Below are 20,356 nucleotides of genomic sequence, written 5' to 3'. Positions count from 1 at the left end.
CCGCCTCGGCGGCGGCGTGCTCCGCCATGCTGGAGTCGTGACCGAGGAGCGCAGCGCCGAGCGCCTGATCGTGTTCGTCGATGCGGTCGTCGCGATCGCCATCACCCTGCTCGTGCTGCCGCTCGCGGAGGTGCCACGGCACGACGACGGCAGCACGCTGCACTCCTTCGGGACCCAGCTCTCCCTCGACATCTCGCCGCTGATCGGCTTCGTCGTCAGCTTCTTCGTCATCGCCCGCTTCTGGTGGGCGCACCATCAGACCTTCGCGACGGTGCGCCGCTGGTCGTGGCCCCTCGTGCAGCTGAACGTCCTGTGGCTCTTCACCGTCGTGCTGCTCCCGGCGGTCACCGCGATCTCCTTCGAGTACGACCCCAGGGAGAACCCGCTCTCGGTCGGCCTGTACATCGCCACGATGCTCGTGAGCAGCCTGCTGCTGACCGCCCTGTCCGTGATCGTGCACCGTGACCGCGCGGTCGCGCCGGACGCTGGGAACGCCGCGAGCCGGAACCGGATCATCGGCGGTGCCGCCGCGTCCGTCGCGTTCGCGCTCGCCCTCGTGATCGGGACGACGTTCCCGGTGATCAACTACTGGGCCCTCTGGCTCGTCGCCCTCACCGGCCCCTTCGAGTTCCTCGTGCGTCGTGCGTACCGCCGCCGTGAGCCGGCACTCGCGCGGCTGTCGGACCCCGATGCGAGGATGGCCCCCTCACCGGAGCTCCCGTCGCGGACTCCGGCAGAGCAGCCAGCGGGGGAATAACCCCCGCCGCCCGGAGGCTCCACCTGGGTCCTCCTCCCGGCCGCCGACGCGGTCGCCTCCCGCCGTCGAACCGTTCCAGGAGACGCCCATGACCCGGACCGCCCCACCGCCCTCCGTCGCCCCGCCCGTCGCCGGGAAGCTGTCCGCCCGCGACCGCACCGTCATCACGGTGCTGCTCGTCGCCGCGTTCGTCGTCATCCTGAACGAGACGATCATGACCGTCGCGATCCCGGTCCTGATGAAGGACCTCTCGATCGACGCGAGCACCGGCCAGTGGCTGTCGACGGCCTTCGCACTCACCCTCGCGGTCGTGATCCCGGTCACCGGGTTCCTCATCCAGCGGATGACGACCCGGCAGCTGTTCCTGCTCTCGATGGGCCTCTTCAGCGCCGGCACCCTCACCGCCGGGCTGTCGGTCGGCTACCCGATGCTGCTGCTCGCCCGCATCATCCAGGGCTGCGGCACCGCGGTGATGATCCCGCTGCTCATGACGACCGTCATCACCCTCGTGCCCGAGTCGAGCCGCGGCCGCATGATGGGCAACATCTCCGTCGTCATCTCCGTCGCCCCCGCGCTCGGCCCGACGATCTCGGGCCTCATCCTCAGCGTGCTCGACTGGCGCTGGATCTTCTGGCTCGTGCTGCCCATCGCGCTCGCCGCGATGGCGCTCGGCGGCTGGCTCATGACCAACGTGGGGGAGACCCGCAAGGTGCGGATCGACCTCATCTCGATCCCGCTCGCCGCGCTCGGCTTCGGCGGGCTCGTCTACGGGCTGAACGCCGTGGGCGAGGTCGCGAGCGGCGCCGCCTCCCCGGCGATGATCTGGGTGCCGGTCGGGGTCGGCGCGGTCACGCTCACCCTGTTCCTGCTTCGGCAGCTCGTGCTGCAGCGCACCGACCGCGCCCTGCTCGATCTGCGGCCGTTCAAGTCACGGGTCTTCACCTTCTCCGTGATCGCGGGCGCGTTCGCGTTCCTCGCCCTGCTCGGCAGCGCCATCCTGCTGCCGATCTACCTGCAGAACGTGCTCGGCGTCACGCCGCTCGTCACCGGGCTTCTCGTGCTGCCCGGTGGCGTGCTCATGGGCGTCCTCGGACCGGTCGTCGGCCGCCTCTACGACCTGCACGGCCCGCGCGCGCTCCTCATCCCGAGCTCGCTGATCGGCACGCTCGCGCTCGTGCTGCTCGGCACGGTCACCGAGGCGACGCCGCTCTGGTTCGTGCTCGGCGCCCACATGCTGCTCAGCGTCGGCCTCGCCGGCGTGCTCACGCCGCTGTTCACGGCCGGCCTCTCGGCCGTGCCCGAGCGGTACACGTCGTACGGATCCGCGATCTTCGCGACGGTGCAGCAGGTCGGTGGTGCGGCAGGCACCGCCCTCGTCGTGACGCTCCTCGCGGTGCAGACCGCCGCAGGCCAGGCCGCCGGTGCGAGCACCGCGGTCGCCGCTGCCGGAGGCGTGCGCGTCGCGTTCCTCGTGGCCGCGGGAGTGTTCCTCGCGCTCATCGTGCTGTCGGTGTTCATCACCCGCGACGAGGCCGCCGAGCCGCGGGCGATCCCCGCACACGCGTGAGGCCGCCCGCCGCCACCCGCGCCTTCCGGTTCGACGGCCGGGTCGCGCTCGTCCACGAGCGCGGCTCCGGTCCGGCGGCCCCGGTCGTGCTCGTGCACGGCATCGGGGTCGCCCGGCTCTACTTCGAGCCGCTCGCGCACCTGCTCGCCGCATCGGGCCGGGTCATCGTCGTCGAGCTGCCGGGCTTCGGCCGCGCGCCCAAGCAGCGGCACCACAGCCCGCCGTCCATCGAGGAGCTCGCCCGGCTGCTCGCCGCGCTGCTCCGGGACGCCGGGGGCGGCCCGTACCGGCTCGTCGGCCACTCGATGGGCACGCAGATCGTCGCGGACCTCGCGGCCCGGGATCCCCAGCTCGTCGCGGACCTCGCCCTGCTCGGCCCGGTGACGGACCCGGCCGCACCCGACGCGGTGCGGCAGGGGCTGCGCCTCGCCCTCGACACCCTGGGGGAGTCGGCCGGCGCGAACGCCGCCGTGTTCACCGACTACCTCCGCACCGGTCCGCTGTGGTACCTGCGGACGCTGCCGTTCATGCTCGGCTACGACCTGCTCGGCGTGCTCCCGCGCATCCCGGTGCCGGCGCTCGTGCTCCGAGGCGCCCGCGACCCGATCGCGCCGCACGACTGGACGGCCGAGGTCGCGGCGCACCTCCCGCGCTCCCGGTTCGTCGAGGTGCCGGGCGCCCACCACGTCGTGCAGTTCACCCATGCGGCGGCGGTCGCCGCGGCGCTCTCGGAGGGCGTGCGGTGACGCCGGCGCAGCGCGCGTGGTCCTGGGTGCTCGACTACCGCTACGCGGTCGTGCACCAGGTCGCGGCGGTGCTCGACCGCACGGATCCCGCGCAGTACCGCGAGCAGGGCACACGGCGGCCGATCGTGCTGCTGCCCGGCGTCTGGGAGACCTGGCACTTCCTGAAGCCGCTCGTCGAGCACCTGCACGATGCGGGGCATCCGGTGCACGTGCTCGCGAACCTCGGCTGGAACGGCGGCACGGTCGATGCGGCGGCGACGCTGACGATTCAGCACCTGCGGGATCACGACCTCGCCGACGTCGTGATCGTGGCGCACAGCAAGGGCGGCCTGATCGGCAAGGCGGCGATGCTCGACGCCATGGACGGTCAGCGGATCCGGGCCATGGCGGCGATCTCCGCGCCGTTCTCCGGGTCGAGCTACGCGCGCTTCGCGCCGATCCGGACCATCCGCGCGTTCTCGCCGCGCGACCCCACCACCCTGCGCCTCGCGGCGAACGAGGAGGTGAACGCGCGCATCACCTCGATCTACGGCGCGTTCGACCCGCACATCCCGGGCGGCTCCGAGCTGCCGGGCGCCGTGAACGTGCGCGTGCCGCTCGGCGGCCACTTCCGGGTGCTCGCCGACCCGCGCACCCTCGAAGCGCTCGACGAGGCCCTCGCCCGCGCAGCCTGACCGGCCGGCGGATGCGGCCCGGGAGCTACAGCGCCGGGATGCGCACCGAGAGGCAGGTGACGCAGCCCTCGAGCTTCTCGAACTCGCCGATCGGTACCGCCACGACCTCGAGCCCGCGCTCCTGCAGCAGCGCGATGGAGGCGGGCACCGAGTCGGCCATCAGCACGCGCCCGTCGTCGACCGGCACCATCGCGGCGCCGCGCTCCGGCAGGGCGAGGAAGCGCTCGAAGACGTGGGGGTCGTCGACGTCGTCGGGGAAGCCGGCGACGGTCCCGTCGGGCAGCGCGGTCACGGCGGACTTCAGGTGCAGCACCCGGGTCACCGGTACGGGCACGACGTGGAAGCCCTCCGGCTGCAGGATCGCGGCCAGCTGCGTGATGCCGTGCTCGTTCGTCCGGCTCGAACGGCCGACGTAGACCGTCGTGCCGGTGACGAGCACGTCACCGCCGTCGAGCGTCGCCGGCGACTCGAGCCGGCGCACGTCCAGGCCGGTGTCCCGCACGGCGGCGGCGACCGTCGCGAGCTCGCCGCGTCGCGAGTCGGCGCCGGGGGAGGCGAGCACGGCGATCGAGCCGAAGACGAGCAGCGGATCCTCGACGAAGACGCCGTCGGGCTGCTCGTCGGCGGCGTCGATCTCCAGCACGTCCCAGCCGAGATCCCGCCAGGCCTGCACATAGCCCTGCCACTGGGCGAGGGCGAGATCGGCGTCGACCGGCGAGCGGTCGAGGTGGGTGAGCTCGCCGTCGGCGATCCGGGGCGACGGGCGGCGGACGAGCACGGTGGGCATGGCCGCCATCGTGCCATCCGGTGCCGGTGGGTCGCCGGGTTCAGCGCAGCGCCCGGCGCAGCTGCTCCGCCCGGGTCGGCGGCACGAGCGTGTAGAGGGGGCGCCGCACCCAGACCGCGCCGTCCGCCCGGTGCTCGGCCCGCGTCGCGAACCGGTACCGGAACATCCGCACCCGGATGAGCGTCGGCCGCTCCCCGCCGAACGGATCGACGCGGACGAACTTCAGGATCCGCGGATCCGCCTCGAGCAGGTGGAGCAGCAGCGCCGCGAACCACGGCGCCCGCGCCGCCCCGAGCGGCACGAACCAGAGCAGCCAGTCGAGGCGCAGGTGGTACGGCGCGACCTGCGGCGGCCGCCGGTCGACCTCGCCGGGCTTGCCGTAGAACTGGTACTCCCGCCAGTCGGCCTCATCCGGGATCGGCTCCGTCGTGCCCTCGATGACGACCTCGTCCCGCTGGCGGGTGACGCTGCCGAACGCGCCGTAGGCGTTGCCGAGGTACCAGCGGTTGAAGCCGGCGTTCATCAGCTGGTTCGGCGACATCAGGTTGCGGGCCGGTCGGTAGGCCAGCACCAGGAGCCCGGCCGCCACGATCGTGGTGAGCACGAGCCAGTACAGGGGGAGCCCGGCCGAGCGGTGCAGGTCCACCGGGACGAACGGCAGCACGGCGTGCACCGCCTGGTCGCCGAGGGCGGCGCAGCCGAGCACGATCGTGAGCAGGTTCAGCCACGCGAAGTTGCCGGTGACGATCAGCCAGCCCTGGGTGAGGATCATCACGACCCCGGCGATCGACGCGACCGGCTGGGAGAAGAACAGCAGGATCGGGGCGACCAGCTGTGCGATGTGGTTGCCGATGACCTCGAGGCGGTGCCACCAGGCCGGCGCGAGGTGCGCGGTGCGGCTCAGCGGGTTCGGCATCGGCTGCGTCTCGTGGTGGTAGTAGAGCGCGGTCAGGTCCCGCCAGGCGCGGTCGCCGCGCAGCTTGATCAGGCCGGCGCCGAACTCGAGGCGGAAGACGAGCCAGAGGGTCGCGATCAGGACAAGACGCGGCGGCGGGGAGGCGTCGCTGCCGAGGAAGGCGACGGTGAAGCCCGCCTCGCAGAGCAGCATCTCCCAGCCGAAGCCGTAGAACGTCTGCCCGACGTGCACGATCGAGAGGTAGAGGACGTACAGGGCGAGGAAGGCGACCATGGGCAGCCAGTCCGGCCCGCGTTGGGGGAGGCCGAGCACGAGCAGGGCCGCCACGCCGACGCCGGCCACGCAGACGGTCCGGAGCAGGCGGTCGGAGTACCGCCATCGGAAGAGCGTCGGGCCCGGCCTCGCGACGCGGAGGAACGCGGGCACCGGGAGCAGGCCGTGCTCGCCGAGCAGCGCCGGGAACTGCCGGAGCGTCGAGACGAACGCGAGCAGGTAGACGAGCGCCGTGCCGCGCTGCAGCACGAGCCGCGCGAGCTCCGCGTCGGGCGCCGTCAGCAGGTCCATGGCATCCATCGAAAGGGCACCGTAGGCACCTCCGGCTTGGCTGGGGAACCCCCTTGATCCGCCTGCGGGATGCGTCGGTAGCGGAATCATGAAGGCTCGACGACGGGGAGGGACGGCGTGGCACCCAGCGCATCCGAGGCCCAGCGGAGCCGGCTGCATGTGCGCCGGCTGCATCACAGCGGGCCGGCGCCCTTCCGCGTGCTCGTCGTCGGCGACCAGTCGGCGATGCAGGGGCTTGCCGACCGCGTGCTCGACCGGGTCTGGCTCTCCACCCGTCGCGGCGTGGACATCGACGTGCTCGGCGACCTGAAGCCGGCGCTGCACGCCGTCGACCGTGCCTTCGAGCAGTGGCGCCTCGGCCGCTACGAGGCGGTGGTGCTCGTGGTCGACGACCGGCTCGAGTCGCCGCTGCGCGTGCGCACGGTGCACCGCCTGAAGGAGGTGCTGCGGCAGGTGCTCGCCGACACGGCGGGGGACAGCCGCGTCATCGTCGCCGAGATCGCGACGCCCCACCGTGACGGCGGGCGGCACGCGGGGCCGGTGCCGAGCCGCGTCGAGCGCGCGGTGCGCACCCTCGACGTGCCCCGGGTGACGTTCTGCGGCGACGAGGGGCCGGCGCATCCGCTCGCCGAGGCCGTCACCGACGAGATCCGCGCGACCCTGCACGCCGCGGGGCCCGACCCGGCCGCCCGCCGGCGTGCGCAGCCGGATGACGAGGCCGAACGCCAGCGGGCGCTCGACGAGCTCGGCATCGTGGGCGCCGCGCCGGATCCGCGACTGGACGACCTCGTCGAGCTGGCGCGCACCGCGTTCGGCACCGAGAGCGCGGAGATCAACTTCATCGACCGCGACCAGCAGTGGAAGATGGCGGTCGCGGGCTCGGAGCGACGCCCGAACCCCCGGGCGCACTCCTTCTGCACCCACACGATCGAGCGGGCGGAGCCGACGGTGATCGCCGACGCCGCGACCGATCCGCGGGTGCGGGACAGCCCGCTGGCGCAGGGCCCGGACGCGATCCGGTTCTACGCCGCGCATCCGATCGAGTCGGAGGACGGCTACCGGATCGGATCGTTCTGCATCTACGACTCGGAGCCGCGGGAGCCCGACGAGGTCAACCTCGAGGTGCTGCGCGACCTCGCGCTGCTCGCGCAGGCCCAGATCACCGGCGTGGACGCGCCGCCGGTCGGCGCGGCAGCCGTCGGCCGGGCGTCCTGACCCGCGCGATCCGCAGGATCCGGGACGATCCGCAGGACGGATCCGCGCTGGTCGTCCTGAACCCTGCTCGGCGGCCTGCAGAACGCGCGGGCGGGATGCGCACATGCCGGATGCGCACGGACGGAGCGGGCACGATGGGACCGTGCAGCCGCTGATCTCCGTCGCCGACCTCGCCGCCCGCCTCGACGACCCCCGGCTGGTGGTGCTCGACGTCCGGTGGCGGCTCGACGAACCCGACGGACGCCCCGCATACCGCGCGGGGCATGTGCCGGGCGCGGTGTTCGTCGACCTGAACACGGAGCTGGCGGGCCCGGCGTCGCCCGCCGAGGGGCGGCATCCGCTCCCCGGGCCCGGGGCGCTGGAGGCCGCGGCGCGGCGCTGGGGTATCCGCGGCGACAGCGCCGTCGTCGTCTACGACGACCTCGGCGGGATGTCGGCCGCGCGGGCATGGTGGCTGCTCGCCGACGCGGGTGTCGACGTCCGGCTGCTCGACGGCGGGCTCGGCGCGTGGCGAGACGCCGGCCTGCCGCTCGAGGAGGGCGAGACGCGGCCGGAAGGCGGGGACGTCGTGCTCGGCCGTGGACGGATGCCGGTGCTCGACCTCGACGGCGCCGCCGGATTCGAGGGGACGCTGCTCGATGCGCGGGCGAGGGAGCGCTACCGCGGCGAGGTCGAGCCGGTCGACCCGAAGGCCGGGCACATCCCGGGCGCCGTCAGCGCGCCCACCGCGGAGAACCTCGGGCCCGACGGGCGCTTCCTGCAATCGGAGGTGCTCCGGCGCCGCTTCGAGGGCCTCGGCGTGCGCGACGGCGTCCCGGTCGCCACCTACTGCGGCTCCGGCGTCACCGCGGCGCACCAGGCCGTCGCGCTCCTGCTCGCCGGCTTCCGCCCCGCGATCTACCCGGGCTCGTGGAGCCAGTGGTCGAACCGCGACGGCGCCCCCGTCGCGACCGGCCCGAACCCCTGACCCGGCATCACTCCGTGCGGAGGTGCTCCGGGCGGAGCAGCCGCAGGGCCGCCGGCAGGCTCGCCGCCGTCACGAGCAGCGGCACCAGCAGGGCCACGGCGGCGGTGGCGAGCACCACGCCCGGGTCGGGGAAGGCCGGCCTGCCGACGATCGCGAGCAGCGCGCTGCCGAGCGCGGCGCCCGTCACCGCCGCCACCACGGTGCCGAGCACCACCGGGAGCGCGCTCTCGGCCAGAACGGAGCGGGCCAGCACCGCGCGGGGCAGCCCGAGCACCGCGAGCACGGCGAGGGCGCGCCGCCGCTCACGCAGCTGCTCGCCCACCGACACGAGCAGCACCAGGCCGATGAGCAGCAGCACGAGCACGAGACCGACGGTGAGCCCGCGGCGCACGGCGTCGAACCGGTGCGACAGGGTGGTCGTTGCGAGCGGCCGCAGGCCGAGGGCCGGATCGACCTCTGCTGCCGCCCGGACGGTGGAGCGCAGGACGGCCGAGTCCGACGGCACGATGGTCTTCACCGTCACCGCGCCCTGGCGTGCGAGCGGGAGCGCGCGGGGGGTGACGAGCACGACCCCCTCGTAGGAGTCGCCGTCCGGGAGCACGGACACCGCGGTGCGCGCCGCATCCGAGGGCAGGCGCCAGGCGCCGCCGGCGTCGAGGACGAGGCCGCGCTGCGCGTCCCCACCCGGGCTCAGGTACACGCTCCCGTCATGGCATCCCGGCACGGCGGCGATCCGAGCGAGCGCACGGCAGTCGCCGGTCAGCACGGGGATGAGCCGCGCGGGGTCGCCCACGGCCGGCAGGTCGGTCTCCGCAAGGGCGGGACCGCCAGCCGAACCGCCGAACAGCGCGAGCATCCGCGCGGCGGATCCGGGCAGGAGCCGCACGGCGGTGAGCTCCGTGCCGGAGGCCCGCACGCCGGTCTGCGTCGTGTACGTGCCGGCGAGACCGGCGAAGAGCAGCTGCAGGGCGATCGCGCCCGCCACGACGGCGGTGATGGCGCCGACGACCCGACCGGTCGTGGTGCCGTCGTGCCGGATGCGGCGCATGGCGACCTGCCACGCGAGCGGCCCCGGTGCGACGGCACCGGCGATCCGCTCCGTGAGCCACGGCAGCACGGCGACCGCGCCGGCGAGCAGCAGGGCGATCCCCGCCCCGACGAGCCAGAGCCCGATCCCGGCGCTGCCGCCGAGGTTGGTCACCCCGAGCGCGAGGAGCGCGACGGCCAAGATGGGCGGGACGAGCCGCCAGCGGAGGCGCCGGCGGCGGCCCGCCCTGCGGGCGACGCCGAGGGGTTCGACGCGCAGCGCGGCGAGTCCGGCGAGCGAGGCGGCGCCGAGCAGGAGCGGCACCACGAGGAGCACCAGCACCAGCCCGGGCACCGGCGGGACGACATCCGCGGGGAACAGGCTGAGGGAGGCGATCGTGATGCCGCCGATGCCCTGACGCGCGAGTGCGAACACCGCGAGCCCCCCGAGGTCGCCGGCGACGGCCGCGATCCCGGCCTCGACGAGGGCGACCACGAGCACCTCCCGGGAGGAGAGGCCGAGCAGCCGGAACGCGGCGAGTCGCCGGTCGCGCCGCTCCGCGCCGAAGCGCCCCGCGACGGCCACGACGATCCCGATCGGCACGAGCAGGAGCAGCACGCCGACCACGAGGAGCAGCGTGAGGATCGGATCGAGCGGCGCGGGGTGCGAGACCACGCCGAAGCCCTGCACGGGGACCGCGGAGCCGCCCGGCACGAGGTGGGGGTCCACGGCCAGGAAGACCGCTTCGGAGGGCCCGAGCAGGCCCGCCTGCCCGATCGTGCCCGCGTCCCGGTACGGCAGGCGCGCCCTGAGCAGCGGGCCGTCGGGCCCGTCCAGCAGGCCGCGCAGCGCCGGGGACACGAGCATCGCTCCCGCCGGTGGCAGCGCAGCGACCCCGGGCGGCAGCGGCGCCGTACCGGTGGGCGGCGCGAGCACCACGCCCTCGACGCCGTCGGCGCCGAGATCCACGCCGACCTGGGCCGCGACGAGCCGGCCCGCCTGCGCGTCGCCCGCGACCGCGAAGCTCCGCGCATCCGCCCTTGCCTGTCGTGCCGCGAGGGCGCCCGGCACGCTGACGGCGAGCAGCAGGAGCGCCACCGCGAAGCCGGCCGCCACGGCGACGAGCGCGGTGCGGATGCGGGCGTCCCTGCCCTTCAACGCGGCCCCGGCGGCGAGGGCGAGCAGTGTGCCGTTCACGCGAGCACCCTGAGGTCGCGCGTGACGCCGTCGCGCACCGTGACCTCGCGGTCCGAGTACGCGGCCACGCGGGCCTCGTGGGTGACCAGCAGCACCGCCGCGCCCGACTCCCGAGCGGCGGCCGTGAGCAGCTGCATCACCCGCTCGCCGTTCAGCGAGTCGAGGGCGCCGGTCGGCTCGTCGGCGAAGACCACCGATGGGCCGCCGATGAGGGCGCGCGCGACCGCGACGCGTTGCGCCTGCCCGCCGGAGACCTCGCCGGGCAGGGAGCCGGCGACCTGCTCGACCTGCACGCGCTCCAGCCACTCGCGCGCCCGGTCGTCCGCATCCCGCCGCCGCACGCCTGCGAGCCGCAGCGGCAGGGCGACGTTCTCGAGGCACGTGAGCTCGGGGACGAGGTGGCCGAACTGGAAGACGAAGCCGAACTCGCTGCGGCGCAGGCGGCTGCGCTCGACGTCCGACATCCGGGTGAGGTCCGCGCCGCGGTACAGGACCCGGCCGGCGTGGGGCCGCACGATGCCGGCGAGGCAGTGCAGCAGCGTCGACTTGCCGGATCCGGAGGCGCCGACGATGGCGACGACCTCGCCGGCCTGCACCTCGATCGAGGCGCCGGCGAGCGCGGGCGTCGGGCCGAAGGCCTTGGCGAGGCCGTCGGCCTCGAGCAGCGCGGTCATCGGGCGACCGCCTTCGCGAGGTCCTCGATCCGGGCGGCGGTCAGCTCGAGCCAGCGCAGGTCCGCCTCGAGGTGCAGCAGCGCGTGGTCGCAGATCAGCTGCGTGGCGAGGTCGCCCCCCTGCTTGCGCCGGGTGAGCACCCGCATCTCGTTCAGGTGGGCGGCCCGCTGCGTGTCGAGCAGGTCCTGCGGGTCGCTGCCCGTGAGCACCGCGAGCACGACCTTCGTGTAGAGGGTGCTCTGCAGGTACGCGGCGGGCGGCTCGGGGGTCGCCAGCCAGCCGTGCAGCTCGGTGACGCCGGCGTCGGTGATCGCGTAGCGCTTGCGGTCGGGGCCGTCGCCCGGCTCGACGCCGGCGACCTCGATGAGGCCGTTCTGCAGCATCCGCGCGAGGGCGGCGTAGACCTGCCCGTAGGCGAGCGGCTTGTCGCCGCCGAAGTGCTGGTCGTACGACCGCTTGAGGTCGTAGCCGTGCGCGGGCTGCGGGTCGAGCAGCCCGAGCAGGGTGCGGGGGAGTGACATGGTCGCGACTATACACACGTGTGTATTCACAGGTGAGAACACACCCCGCCGCCTCCCCGCTGTTGCCACTTTCTGCGACCTTGAGCGCCGCAAGGTCGCAGAAAGTGGCAACAGTCGGATGGGGGTAGATCGCGCGAATCGGGCGATTGCCACCTCACCCCGACAGGAGCACAGTCCCCTCCAGGCGGCAGGGCGCCGCCGGGGAGGAACACATGATCACCACCGCGGATATCGAGCAGATGATCGGTGCTGAGGTCGTGGACCCCGACCACCACAAGGTCGGCAAGGTCACCCATGTCTACGTCGACTCGGACACGGAGCAGCCCGCCTGGGCCAGCGTGCGGACCGGGCTCTTCGGCGTCATCGAGACCCTCGTCCCGCTCACGAACGCCAGCTGGGACCACAAGGACGTCCACATCGAGGTGGACCGGTCACGGGTGAAGGACGCGCCGCGCGTCGATCCCGAGGCCGAGATCTCCAGCGAGGCGCAGGGGGACCTCTACGCCTACTACGGGATGCCGAGCGGTACCGCCGTGCCGTCGGACGAGCTCGGACCGATCGGTTCGGATGGGTGAACCGGGCGCGCCGGCGGTCGGCGGCCGGCAGCGCCCTCGCCCGGTCGCTGCTACGCGAGCGCCTTGCGGATGCGCTGGAGCGAGACGGGCTCCGACGTCGGCAGCCCCTGGGCGAACAGGCTGAGGCGCAGCTCCTCGAGCAGCCATCGCACGTGCACGAGGCGTGGGGGCATGGCGGCCGTCAGTGGTAGTGCGCCGCCCGCGCTTCGGTAGAGGTCCGTCGCGGTGGCGACCTCGGTCATCCACACGCGATCCCGGTTCGCCTGGTCGGGCAGCCGCTCGACGCGGCGCACGACGCCGGCGGTGTAGACGGCGAGCCGCGGCAGGCGGGCGGCGCCGTCGAGCGAGACGAAGCCGGGATGGATGAGCGCATCGAGCTGGCCGCGCACATCCGACAGCGCCGGGAGCAGGGACAGGCTGGTCGCGCGCCGGATGGCCGCATCCGCCTCCCGGGCGCCGGCGAGCGCGGCGGCGGCGGCGCCGACGATTGCGAACAGGTCGTCGAGCACCCGCCCGGCCAGCACGGTGCGCAGCCGCTCGAAGTCCGCGCGGCTCCACACCGCGCCGCCCTCGGTCCCGGCCGCCTGCACGGCGTCCACGACGGCGAGCAGGCAGTCCTCGAACAGCGCGTCGGTGGAGCGGTAGGGGCTCGCGCCGAGCGCGAGCTTCTCCGCGCCCGACAGGTGCTCCCGCACGTAGTGCGCGGGCGACGGCGTCGCGAGCAGCAGCAGGCGCCGGATGCCGAGCCGCATCGTCGCCGCCTGCTCCTCCTTCGTCGCGTGCAGCCGCACGTCGACCGCGGAGCCGGTGTCGACGAGGGCCGGGTATGCGCGCACGATGCCGCCGGACTGCCGGGTGTCGAGCACCCTCGGCAGCTCGTCGAGGTCGAACGTCGTCAGGCCCGACCGCTCGATCGCCTGCCGCGCCGGGGTGGGTGCGGCCACGGCTTTCGCGACGGAGGCGCGTGCCTGCTCGGCGAAGCGGCGCTGGAGCGCGAGCAGGTCGACGTCGCGCGCCATCGGGTGGCCGCGGGCGTCGAGCACCTCGAACGCCATCCGCAGGTGGGGCGGCAGCCGTTCGGCCTCGAAGTCGGCAGGCGCCGGGTTGGCGCCCGCGACGCGGCGCACGACGAGCGCGAGCGCATCCGCGAGCGGGCCGGGCACGCCGCCGGACTCGGGGCCCGCGGGCAGCCCGGGCAGCAGCCGGCGCGCCCAGTCGCCGGTGGGCACGACGAATCGGCGCTGCGGCTTCGGCAGCGTCTTCAGCAGCGCGGCGACGAGGTCCTGGCGGAAGCCCGGCACCTGCCAGTCGAATCCGGCGGGGGAGAGGGCGGCGAGCAGGGGCAGCGGCACCTGCACGGTCACGCCGTCGTCCGCGGCGCCGGGCGCGAAGCGGTAGCGGAGCTTCAGTCGCTGCTCGCCCTGCCGCCAGAACGGCGGGAACTCGCGCGGATCGACATCCGGTGCGTCATCCTCCTCGACGAGGTCGCCCCGCACCATGTCGAGCAGGTCGGGCGTCTGCTGCTTCGCGTCGCGCCACCAGGCCTCGAACTCGCGTACCGAGCGCACCTCGGCCGGGATGCGCGCGTCGTAGAACTCGACGATCCGCTGCTCGTCGATCGGTGGCCGGCGCGTGCGCTCGGCCTCCTCGTCCACCTCGCGGCGGAGGCGGCGGTTCGCTCGATCGAAGTCGTAGGCCCGGTCGCGAGCCGTCTCTCCGGGCCACTCGCCCTCGAGGAAGGCGTGCTCGAGCAGCAGGTCGCGCGCATGCACCGGATCCACCCGGGCGTACTGGATCCGCCGCTTCTCCACGATGGGTACGCCGAACAGCGTGACCCGCTCGTCGGCCACGGCGGCGCCCTGCCGCTGCTCCCAGCGCGGATCACCGACGGTGCGCTTCACGAGGTCGCCCGCGATCGCCTCCGCCCAGGCGGGGTCGATGGCCGCGTTCATCCGCGCGAACAGCCGGGAGGTCTCCACGAGCTCGGCGGACATGAGCGCCGCCGGCGGCTTCTTCGCCAGCGCCGATCCCGGGAACACCGAGAAGCGCAGCTGGCGGGCGCCGATGAACTCGACGGCGCCGCGCCGTGGCGTCGGCCTGCCGCCGCGGGCGGGCGCGGCCGTGCGGTCGTCCCGCACCCCGATCTGCGAGAGGAGCCCGGCGAGCACCGACTTGTGCACGAGGTCCGCGTTCACGGCGTCGCCCTCGCGGGGCACCTGCCGCCGCGGGCGCTCCTTGCGGGGGTCGCGGCCGCGCCCGCCGAGGTCGTCGAGCTGCCCCGACAGCTGGCGGACGAGGTCCTGCCACTCGCGGATGCGCACGAAGTTCAGGAACTCCGCCTTGCAGCGGCGCCGGAAGGCGCTCGACGACGACTCCGCCTGAGCCCTCTCGAGGTGGTTCCAGAGGTTCAGCAGGCCGATGAGGTCGCTCGTCGGATCCGTGAAGCGGGCGTGTGACGCATCCGCCTGCTCGCGCCGCTCGACGGGCCGCTCGCGCGGGTCCTGGATCGTGAGGCCGGCCACGATCACCGTCACCTCGCGCACCACGTCGTGCCGGCGGGCCTCGAGCAGCATCCGCCCGAACCGCGGGTCGACGGACAGCCGGGCGAGGTCGTTGCCGATCCGGGTGAGGCTCGCCTGCGCGCCCCGCTCCCCGCGCACGGCGCCGAGCTCGGTGAGCAGCTCGAGGCCGGCCTTGATGCCGCGCGGATCCGGCGGCGTGAGGAACGGGAACGCGGCGATGTCGCCGAGCCCGAGCGAGATCATCTGCAGGATCACCGCGGCGAGGTTCGTCCGCAGGATCTCCGGATCCGTGTACTCGGGTCGCCGCTGGAAGTCCTCCTCGGAGTAGAGGCGCACTGCGATGCCGTCGCTCGTGCGGCCGGCGCGACCGGATCGCTGGTTCGCGGAGGCCTGCGAGATCGCCTCGATCGGCAGCCGCTGCACCTTCGCCCGCACGCTGTAGCGGGAGATGCGGGCGGTGCCGCCGTCGATGACGGCGCGGATGCCGGGCACCGTGAGGCTGGTCTCGGCGACGTTCGTGGCGAGCACGATGCGCCGGGCCACTCCCGCGGTGGCGGACGGCTCGAAGACGCGGTGCTGCTCGGCGGCGGAGAGGCGGCCGTAGAGCGGCAGGATCTCGACCGGGCGCGCGCGGCCGGCGTACTTCCCGCGCAGCGCGTCCGCGACGTCGCGGATCTCGCTCTCGCCCGAGAGGAACACGAGCACGTCGCCGGACATGTCGCGCTCCAGCTCGTCGAGGGCGTCGCTCACGCCCCCCGCGAGGTCGCGGTCCTCGGAGGCGTGGCCGTCGCCGTCCACGTCGTCGTCCTCCGTGCCGTCTTCGGCGACCAGCGGCCGGTAACGCACCTCCACGGGATACGTGCGGCCGGAGACCTCGACGATCGGAGCGGGGCGGCCGTCCGCATCCGCGAAGTGCTCGGCGAACCGCTCGACCTCGATGGTGGCGGACGTGATGATCACCTTGAGGTCGCTGCGGCGGCCGAGCAGCTGCTTCAGGTAGCCGATCAGGAAGTCGATGTTGAGGGTCCGCTCGTGGGCCTCGTCGAGGATGATCGTGTCGTAGCGGGAGAGGTCGCGGTCGCGGCGGATCTCGGCGAGCAGCACGCCGTCGGTCATCAGGCGGATGCGGGTGTCCGGGCCGGAGCGGTCCGTGAAGCGCACCGAGTAGCCGACGAGGCCTCCGAGCGGGGTGTCGAGCTCCTCCGCGATGCGCTCCGCGATCGTGCGCGCGGCGATCCGGCGCGGCTGCGTGTGCGCGATGGTGCGGCGCCCGAGCTCGAGGCAGATCTTCGGCAGCTGGGTCGTCTTGCCGGAGCCGGTCTCGCCGGCGACCACGACGACCGGGTTCGCCGCGATCGCCGCCGCGATCTCGTCGCGCATGCGGCTGACGGGCAGCTCCGGCGGGTACCGGACGACGGGCGGGGCGATGGACATCAGCCCTCCAGTCTCCCACCGCCCGGCATCCGCATCCGCCGATCCCCGTGTGCTGTCCGCACGGACAACTGCTGCGGCTATATCGCCGACAGTTGTCCGTGCGGACAGCAGACGCGGGTCAGGCGAGGAGGTGGTCCATCACGCGGTAGGCGTTCGCCAGGATCGTGAGCACCGGGTTCACGCCGCCGTTCGTCGGATGCAGCGAGCCGTCGGCGATCGCGAGCCCGGGGTGCCCCCACACGCGGCCGTCGGGGTCGACGACGCTCGTGGCCGGGTCGTCGCCCATCCGGCAGGTGCCCGCCTGGTGCTGGCCGCCGCTCGGGCCGGACGGCGGACGCCCGCCGCCGTTCACCGCGTCGTCGCGCACCGTCGTGGCGCCGCTCGCGGTCAGCCACTCCGTCGCTCGCGCGGTGAGGAAGGCGCGCGACCGCAGGTCCTCCGGATGCGACGAGCCGGACAGCCGGGCCACCGGCGCCCCGAACCGGTCGCGCACCGCGGGATCGACCCGCACCCGCGACTCCGCGCTCGTGACCTCCTGGATCGGCCCGACGACCCGGAGCATCCGCGGATAGGCGTGCCGGAGCGCGTCCTTCATCCCGGTACCCCAAGCCGGCGCGAGGTCGGCCGCGCGGAGGTAGTGGTAGGCGCTCACAGGCGTCGGCACGAACTCGTTCGCGAGCATTCCTCCGCCGACCAGGCCGGCGTTGCCGTGCCGGAAGTCGGTCGTGGCGATCGAGGGGCCCGGCCCGAGCAGGTCCTGCACGAGGTCGTCGAAGAGCCCGATCGCGCCGCCGTAGAGGTGCCCCTGGAGGTGGCGGCCGACCTGGTCGGTCAGGTTGCCGATCCCCGTGGGCTCCGCCTCGGTCGCGCTGTTCAGCAGCAGCCGCGCCGTCTCCACCGCGCCGCCGGCGAGCACCACCTGCTCCGCCGCGACGTCCTGCCGCCACACCGCCCCGTCGGTCTCGCCCGCGAGCCGCGCCCCGGTCACCCGGCCGGCGGCATCCGTCAGCAGGCGCACGACGGTCGCCGACGGCAGGATGCGGCAGCGGCCCGTCGCGAAGGCCCGCGCCAGCGTCGTGTTGTGGCTGCCCGCCTTCGCCTGCACCGGGCAGTCGAACCCGATGCACTGGGCGCACTGCACGCAAGCCGGCCGGCCGGCGTACTCGGCCGAGTTGATCAGCAGCGGCACGGTCGTCGTGCTCCAGCCGAGCCGCCCAGCGCCGCCCCGCAGCACCTCGGCGGCGCGGCCGGGGCGCAGCGGCGGCATCGGGTAGTCGCGTGAGCGCGGGCCGCCGCTCGTATCGCCGGCGGCGGATCCGCTCACCCCCATCTCGACCTCGGCGCGCGTGTAGTACGGCTCGAGGACGTCGTAGCCGAAGGGCCAGTCGGGCAGGTCGCTGCCCTCCGGACGGCCGTAGACCGAGCGCATCCGGAAGTCCTCGGGCGTCAGCCGCCACGCCTGGGCGCCGTAGTAGCGGGTGCCGCCGCCGACCGACATCGCGTTGTTGCTCCATCGGCCGTCGCTCGGATCGCCGATCGGGGTGCCGTCGGCGGCGATCCGCGTGGTCCCGAGCGGCGGCCCCGAGAACAGCTGCAGCCCGCGCACCTGCCGCGGGTTGCGGAGGTGGTCGATCGTCACGTCGGCGAGGTCGGGCCAGTCGCCGGCCTCCACGACGAGCACCCGGCGGCCGGATGCGGCGAGGGCTTCCGCGGCCACTCCGCCGCCGGCGCCCGAGCCGATGACGATCGCGTCGTACCGCTCCGAGAGGTCGCCCGGTCGGATGCGCGCCTCGCGGTGCTCCGGGATCGGCGGTGTGCGCGGGCGGTCGCCGTCGGGCCAGCGGCGGAAGCCGAGATCGTCCCAGGCGGCGGTTCCGGCGCCACCGCGGTCCTCCGGGTTCGCCCAGTACCCGTCGACGACCAGGCCGGTGAGCCACTGCACGTCCGCGTCCTCGGCGTGCGCCGCGAGCGCGGCCACGGGGTCGTCGTCCGCGACGAGCGCGAGGACCGCATCGAGGCGTTCCCGCCAGTCCGGCCGCTCGGCGGCGAGCACCGACTGCAGGTGCTCGAGCACGCCCGTCGCGGATGCCGAGGGCGTCGCATCCGCCGGCACGATCGCATCGACGAGCCGCGCGAGCGCCGCCGTGCAGGGGACCTCGTCCGTCATCCGTGCCTCCTCGCCTCAGATGCCGCCACGGTACCGGCGTGCCGTCGGCGCTCCCCGACGGCCGACCGCGACGCTGGGAGCCTCCCGTCGAAAGGGCTCCCGTGGGCTTCCTCGCGTTCCTCCTGCTCGGGCTGATCGCCGGCGCGATCGCCAAGCTGATCCTCCCCGGCCGTCAAGGCGGCGGCTGGATCGGCACCCTGATCGTCGGCGTCGTCGGTGCGCTGCTCGGCGGCTGGCTCGGCGGCCTGCTGTTCGGCGGCCGGGGGCTCGGCACGTTCTTCGAGCTCCGCACCTGGCTCTTCGCGATCGGTGGGGCGCTCATCGTGCTGATCGTCTGGGGCATCGTCACCGGCGGACGCCGGCGCCGCGCCCGGCCCTGACCACCGGTCGCACACCGCGCGTCCGGCCCGCGTCCACCTCGCCCGGGTAGCAAGGAGTCCCATCTCGAGAGGGAGCACCATGAGCGACGAGCGATCCGGATCCGACGACCGCGGCCCCCTGGCCGGCCTCAACACCCAGTTCAGCATCGACGGCGAGGTCGTCGACCTCAGCGACAACGAGGGGCCCGAGCTCACGACGAACGTGGACGACGTGGACGCGGGATCCGCGGGCGGCGCCGGGCCTCGCGACTGACCCGCCGTACGGTGCTGCCGTGCCCAACCGTCTCGCCGACGCCGTCAGCCCCTACCTGCGCAGCCACGCGGACAACCCCGTCGACTGGTACCCGTGGGGCGCCGAGGCGTTCGAGGCGGCCGCACGACGCGACGTGCCGGTGCTCGTGTCGATCGGCTACGCCACCTGCCACTGGTGCCACGTCATGGCCCGCGAGTCGTTCTCGGACCCGGCGCTCGCCGCGATCCTCAACGAGCACTTCGTGGCGATCAAGGTCGACCGCGAGGAGCATCCCGAGGTCGACGCGGCCTACCTCGCCGCGGCCGGCGCCTTCACGCCGAACCTCGGCTGGCCGCTGAACGCCTTCGCGACGCCGTCCGGCCGCGTCTTCCACGCCGGCACCTACTCGCCGCCGACGCCCGTCGCCGGGAACCCGTCGTTCCGGCAGGTGCTCGCGGCGGTGCTGGACGCCTGGACGACGCGGCGCGACGAGGTGGAGCGTTCCGCCGCCGGCCTCGCGGAGGCGCTCGCCGAGGCGGCCGCCACGTCGGCGGAGGGCGGCGGTGTCCTCGGGGCCGCCGACTTCACGGCCGTCGCCGCGGAGCTCGCCGGCTACGAGGACCGCACCTTCGGCGGCTTCGGCGGGGCGCCGAAGTTCCCCGTCGCGCCGGTGCTGAACACGGCACTGGCCCTCGGGCGCTCGCCGCTGCTCGACACCGATGCGCGCGAGCGGATCGGTGGGGTCGCGTCCCGCGCGCTCGCCGCGATGCGGGACGGCGGCCTGCGCGACTCCGTCGAGGGCGGCTTCTTCCGCTACGCCACCCGCCGCGACTGGACCGAGCCGCACTACGAGCGGATGCTCACGGACAGCGCGCTGCTGCTCCCCGCCTACGCCGCGATCGGCGATCGGGCGACGGCGGCCGGCATCGTCGACTACCTCGGCGCGGTGCTGCGGCGGCCCTCCGGCGCGTTCGGCTCCGCGCAGGACTCCGAGAGCGTGCTCGACGGGCAGCGGAACGAGGGCGGCTACTACCGCCTCGACGCGGCGGCGCGAGCCCTGGTCGATGCGCCGGCCGTGGACGGCAAGGTGCTGACCGGCTGGAACGGCCTCGCGATCGCCGGCCTCGCCGATGCCGCTGCCCTGCTCGGCGAGCCCGAGTGGCTACGGCTCGCGACCGATGCCGCCGAGGCGGTGCTCGCGCTGCACCGCACGGCGGACGGGCTGCTCCGAGCGTCGCTCGACGGCCGCCCGTCAGCCGCCGTGGCCACCCTCGAGGACTGGGGCGGCCTCGCGGACGGCCTGCTCGCGCTCGCCGTCGCGACCGGCCGCGCGGACCTCGCGGTGGTCGGCCGCGACCTCGTCGACGCCTGCCTCGCCGACGGCCGCGTCGTCCTGCCCGGCGGCGGCGACCCGGTGCTCGGCGCCCAGGGCGT

The 20,356-nt window shown here is 74.4% G+C and carries 17 protein-coding genes; 10 read left to right on the top strand and 7 right to left on the bottom strand.

Annotated features, from left to right (window positions below; all coding sequences use genetic code 11):
* Positions 1-37: 37 nt before the first annotated feature.
* The 4 genes from VIG76_RS02480 to VIG76_RS02465 all read left to right on the top strand — a co-directional run bounded on the left by VIG76_RS02480 (position 38) and on the right by VIG76_RS02465 (position 3,744).
* The gene (locus tag VIG76_RS02480; RefSeq protein WP_331950698.1) at positions 38-757 is read left to right on the top strand and encodes a TMEM175 family protein; all 720 of its coding nucleotides are present in this window, start codon (positions 38-40) and stop codon (positions 755-757) included.
* A gap of 88 nt (positions 758-845) precedes the next feature.
* Positions 846-2,324: a DHA2 family efflux MFS transporter permease subunit gene (locus VIG76_RS02475; RefSeq protein WP_331950696.1), complete on the top strand. Its 1,479-nt coding sequence runs from the start codon at positions 846-848 to the stop codon at positions 2,322-2,324.
* Entirely contained in the window at positions 2,321-3,070 is a 750-nt protein-coding gene (locus tag VIG76_RS02470) for an alpha/beta fold hydrolase (RefSeq protein ID WP_331950694.1), read from the top strand. The genes VIG76_RS02475 and VIG76_RS02470 overlap by 4 nt, the downstream gene beginning before the upstream one ends.
* Positions 3,067-3,744, top strand: coding sequence for an esterase/lipase family protein (locus VIG76_RS02465; protein WP_331950692.1), 678 nt, complete (start codon positions 3,067-3,069; stop codon positions 3,742-3,744). Before VIG76_RS02470 ends, VIG76_RS02465 begins: the two co-directional genes overlap by 4 nt.
* A gap of 25 nt (positions 3,745-3,769) precedes the next feature.
* Here VIG76_RS02465 and ddaH read toward each other — a convergent pair whose 3' ends face one another.
* Both ddaH and VIG76_RS02455 read right to left on the bottom strand, forming a co-directional pair.
* Positions 3,770-4,531, bottom strand: a complete 762-nt coding sequence (gene ddaH, locus VIG76_RS02460; protein WP_331950690.1) for a dimethylargininase — start codon at positions 4,529-4,531, stop codon at positions 3,770-3,772.
* Positions 4,532-4,571: 40 nt separating this feature from the next.
* Complete coding sequence (locus VIG76_RS02455; protein ID WP_331950688.1) at positions 4,572-6,020, bottom strand: lipase maturation factor family protein; 1,449 nt, start codon at positions 6,018-6,020, stop codon at positions 4,572-4,574.
* A 108-nt stretch (positions 6,021-6,128) separates the two neighbouring features.
* On the opposite strand from VIG76_RS02455, the gene VIG76_RS02450 reads away from it, so the two are divergent.
* Together VIG76_RS02450 and VIG76_RS02445 are read left to right on the top strand one after the other, a co-directional pair.
* Complete coding sequence (locus VIG76_RS02450) at positions 6,129-7,226, top strand: GAF domain-containing protein (RefSeq protein ID WP_331950686.1); 1,098 nt, start codon at positions 6,129-6,131, stop codon at positions 7,224-7,226.
* Positions 7,227-7,368: 142 nt separating this feature from the next.
* Entirely contained in the window at positions 7,369-8,193 is an 825-nt protein-coding gene (locus VIG76_RS02445) for a sulfurtransferase (protein ID WP_331950684.1), read from the top strand.
* A gap of 7 nt (positions 8,194-8,200) precedes the next feature.
* Here VIG76_RS02445 and VIG76_RS02440 read toward each other — a convergent pair whose 3' ends face one another.
* From VIG76_RS02440 to VIG76_RS02430, 3 genes are read right to left on the bottom strand one after another with little or no spacing between them, the layout of a single operon-like run.
* A complete protein-coding gene (locus tag VIG76_RS02440) occupies positions 8,201-10,417 on the bottom strand; it encodes an FtsX-like permease family protein (protein WP_331950682.1) in 2,217 nt (738 codons plus the stop codon).
* A complete protein-coding gene (locus tag VIG76_RS02435) occupies positions 10,414-11,091 on the bottom strand; it encodes an ABC transporter ATP-binding protein (protein WP_331950680.1) in 678 nt (225 codons plus the stop codon). Before VIG76_RS02435 ends, VIG76_RS02440 begins: the two co-directional genes overlap by 4 nt.
* Complete coding sequence (locus VIG76_RS02430) at positions 11,088-11,612, bottom strand: PadR family transcriptional regulator (protein ID WP_331950677.1); 525 nt, start codon at positions 11,610-11,612, stop codon at positions 11,088-11,090. The genes VIG76_RS02435 and VIG76_RS02430 overlap by 4 nt, the downstream gene beginning before the upstream one ends.
* A gap of 212 nt (positions 11,613-11,824) precedes the next feature.
* Here VIG76_RS02430 and VIG76_RS02425 point away from each other — a divergent pair, with 212 nt between their 5' ends.
* On the top strand, positions 11,825-12,187 hold the full coding sequence (locus VIG76_RS02425; protein ID WP_331950675.1) for a PRC-barrel domain-containing protein: 363 nt from the start codon (positions 11,825-11,827) through the stop codon (positions 12,185-12,187).
* Positions 12,188-12,237: 50 nt separating this feature from the next.
* On the opposite strand, the gene hrpA is transcribed toward VIG76_RS02425, so the two are convergent.
* Together hrpA and VIG76_RS02415 are read right to left on the bottom strand one after the other, a co-directional pair.
* Positions 12,238-16,143 (bottom strand): ATP-dependent RNA helicase HrpA, encoded by a 3,906-nt coding sequence (gene hrpA, locus VIG76_RS02420; RefSeq protein ID WP_331950673.1) that lies wholly within the window; start codon positions 16,141-16,143, stop codon positions 12,238-12,240.
* Positions 16,144-16,261: 118 nt separating this feature from the next.
* Positions 16,262-18,310: a GMC oxidoreductase gene (locus tag VIG76_RS02415; protein WP_331950671.1), complete on the bottom strand. Its 2,049-nt coding sequence runs from the start codon at positions 18,308-18,310 to the stop codon at positions 16,262-16,264.
* A gap of 101 nt (positions 18,311-18,411) precedes the next feature.
* On the opposite strand from VIG76_RS02415, the gene VIG76_RS02410 reads away from it, so the two are divergent.
* From VIG76_RS02410 to VIG76_RS02400, 3 genes are all read left to right on the top strand, one after another.
* The gene (locus VIG76_RS02410; RefSeq protein ID WP_331950669.1) at positions 18,412-18,690 is read left to right on the top strand and encodes a GlsB/YeaQ/YmgE family stress response membrane protein; all 279 of its coding nucleotides are present in this window, start codon (positions 18,412-18,414) and stop codon (positions 18,688-18,690) included.
* A 79-nt stretch (positions 18,691-18,769) separates the two neighbouring features.
* Positions 18,770-18,943 (top strand): hypothetical protein, encoded by a 174-nt coding sequence (locus VIG76_RS02405; RefSeq protein WP_331950667.1) that lies wholly within the window; start codon positions 18,770-18,772, stop codon positions 18,941-18,943.
* A 19-nt stretch (positions 18,944-18,962) separates the two neighbouring features.
* The coding region (locus tag VIG76_RS02400) for a thioredoxin domain-containing protein (RefSeq protein ID WP_331950665.1) at positions 18,963-20,356 on the top strand (1,394 nt) is incomplete at its 3' end.

This window comes from Amnibacterium sp., assembly GCF_036559085.1.
Taxonomy (GTDB): Bacteria; Actinomycetota; Actinomycetes; order Actinomycetales; family Microbacteriaceae; genus Amnibacterium.
This window is presented reverse-complemented; position numbering and strand designations above follow the sequence as displayed.

Coding starts and splice junctions, on each gene's coding strand:
- VIG76_RS02475 (WP_331950696.1), top strand. CDS start 846: ATGACCCGGACCGCCCCACCGCCCTCCGTCGCCCCGCCCGTCGCCGGG.
- ddaH (WP_331950690.1), bottom strand. CDS start 4,531: ATGCCCACCGTGCTCGTCCGCCGCCCGTCGCCCCGGATCGCCGACGGC.
- VIG76_RS02455 (WP_331950688.1), bottom strand. CDS start 6,020: ATGGATGCCATGGACCTGCTGACGGCGCCCGACGCGGAGCTCGCGCGG.
- VIG76_RS02435 (WP_331950680.1), bottom strand. CDS start 11,091: ATGACCGCGCTGCTCGAGGCCGACGGCCTCGCCAAGGCCTTCGGCCCG.
- VIG76_RS02430 (WP_331950677.1), bottom strand. CDS start 11,612: ATGTCACTCCCCCGCACCCTGCTCGGGCTGCTCGACCCGCAGCCCGCG.
- VIG76_RS02425 (WP_331950675.1), top strand. CDS start 11,825: ATGATCACCACCGCGGATATCGAGCAGATGATCGGTGCTGAGGTCGTG.
- hrpA (WP_331950673.1), bottom strand. CDS start 16,143: ATGTCCATCGCCCCGCCCGTCGTCCGGTACCCGCCGGAGCTGCCCGTC.
- VIG76_RS02415 (WP_331950671.1), bottom strand. CDS start 18,310: ATGACGGACGAGGTCCCCTGCACGGCGGCGCTCGCGCGGCTCGTCGAT.
- VIG76_RS02405 (WP_331950667.1), top strand. CDS start 18,770: ATGAGCGACGAGCGATCCGGATCCGACGACCGCGGCCCCCTGGCCGGC.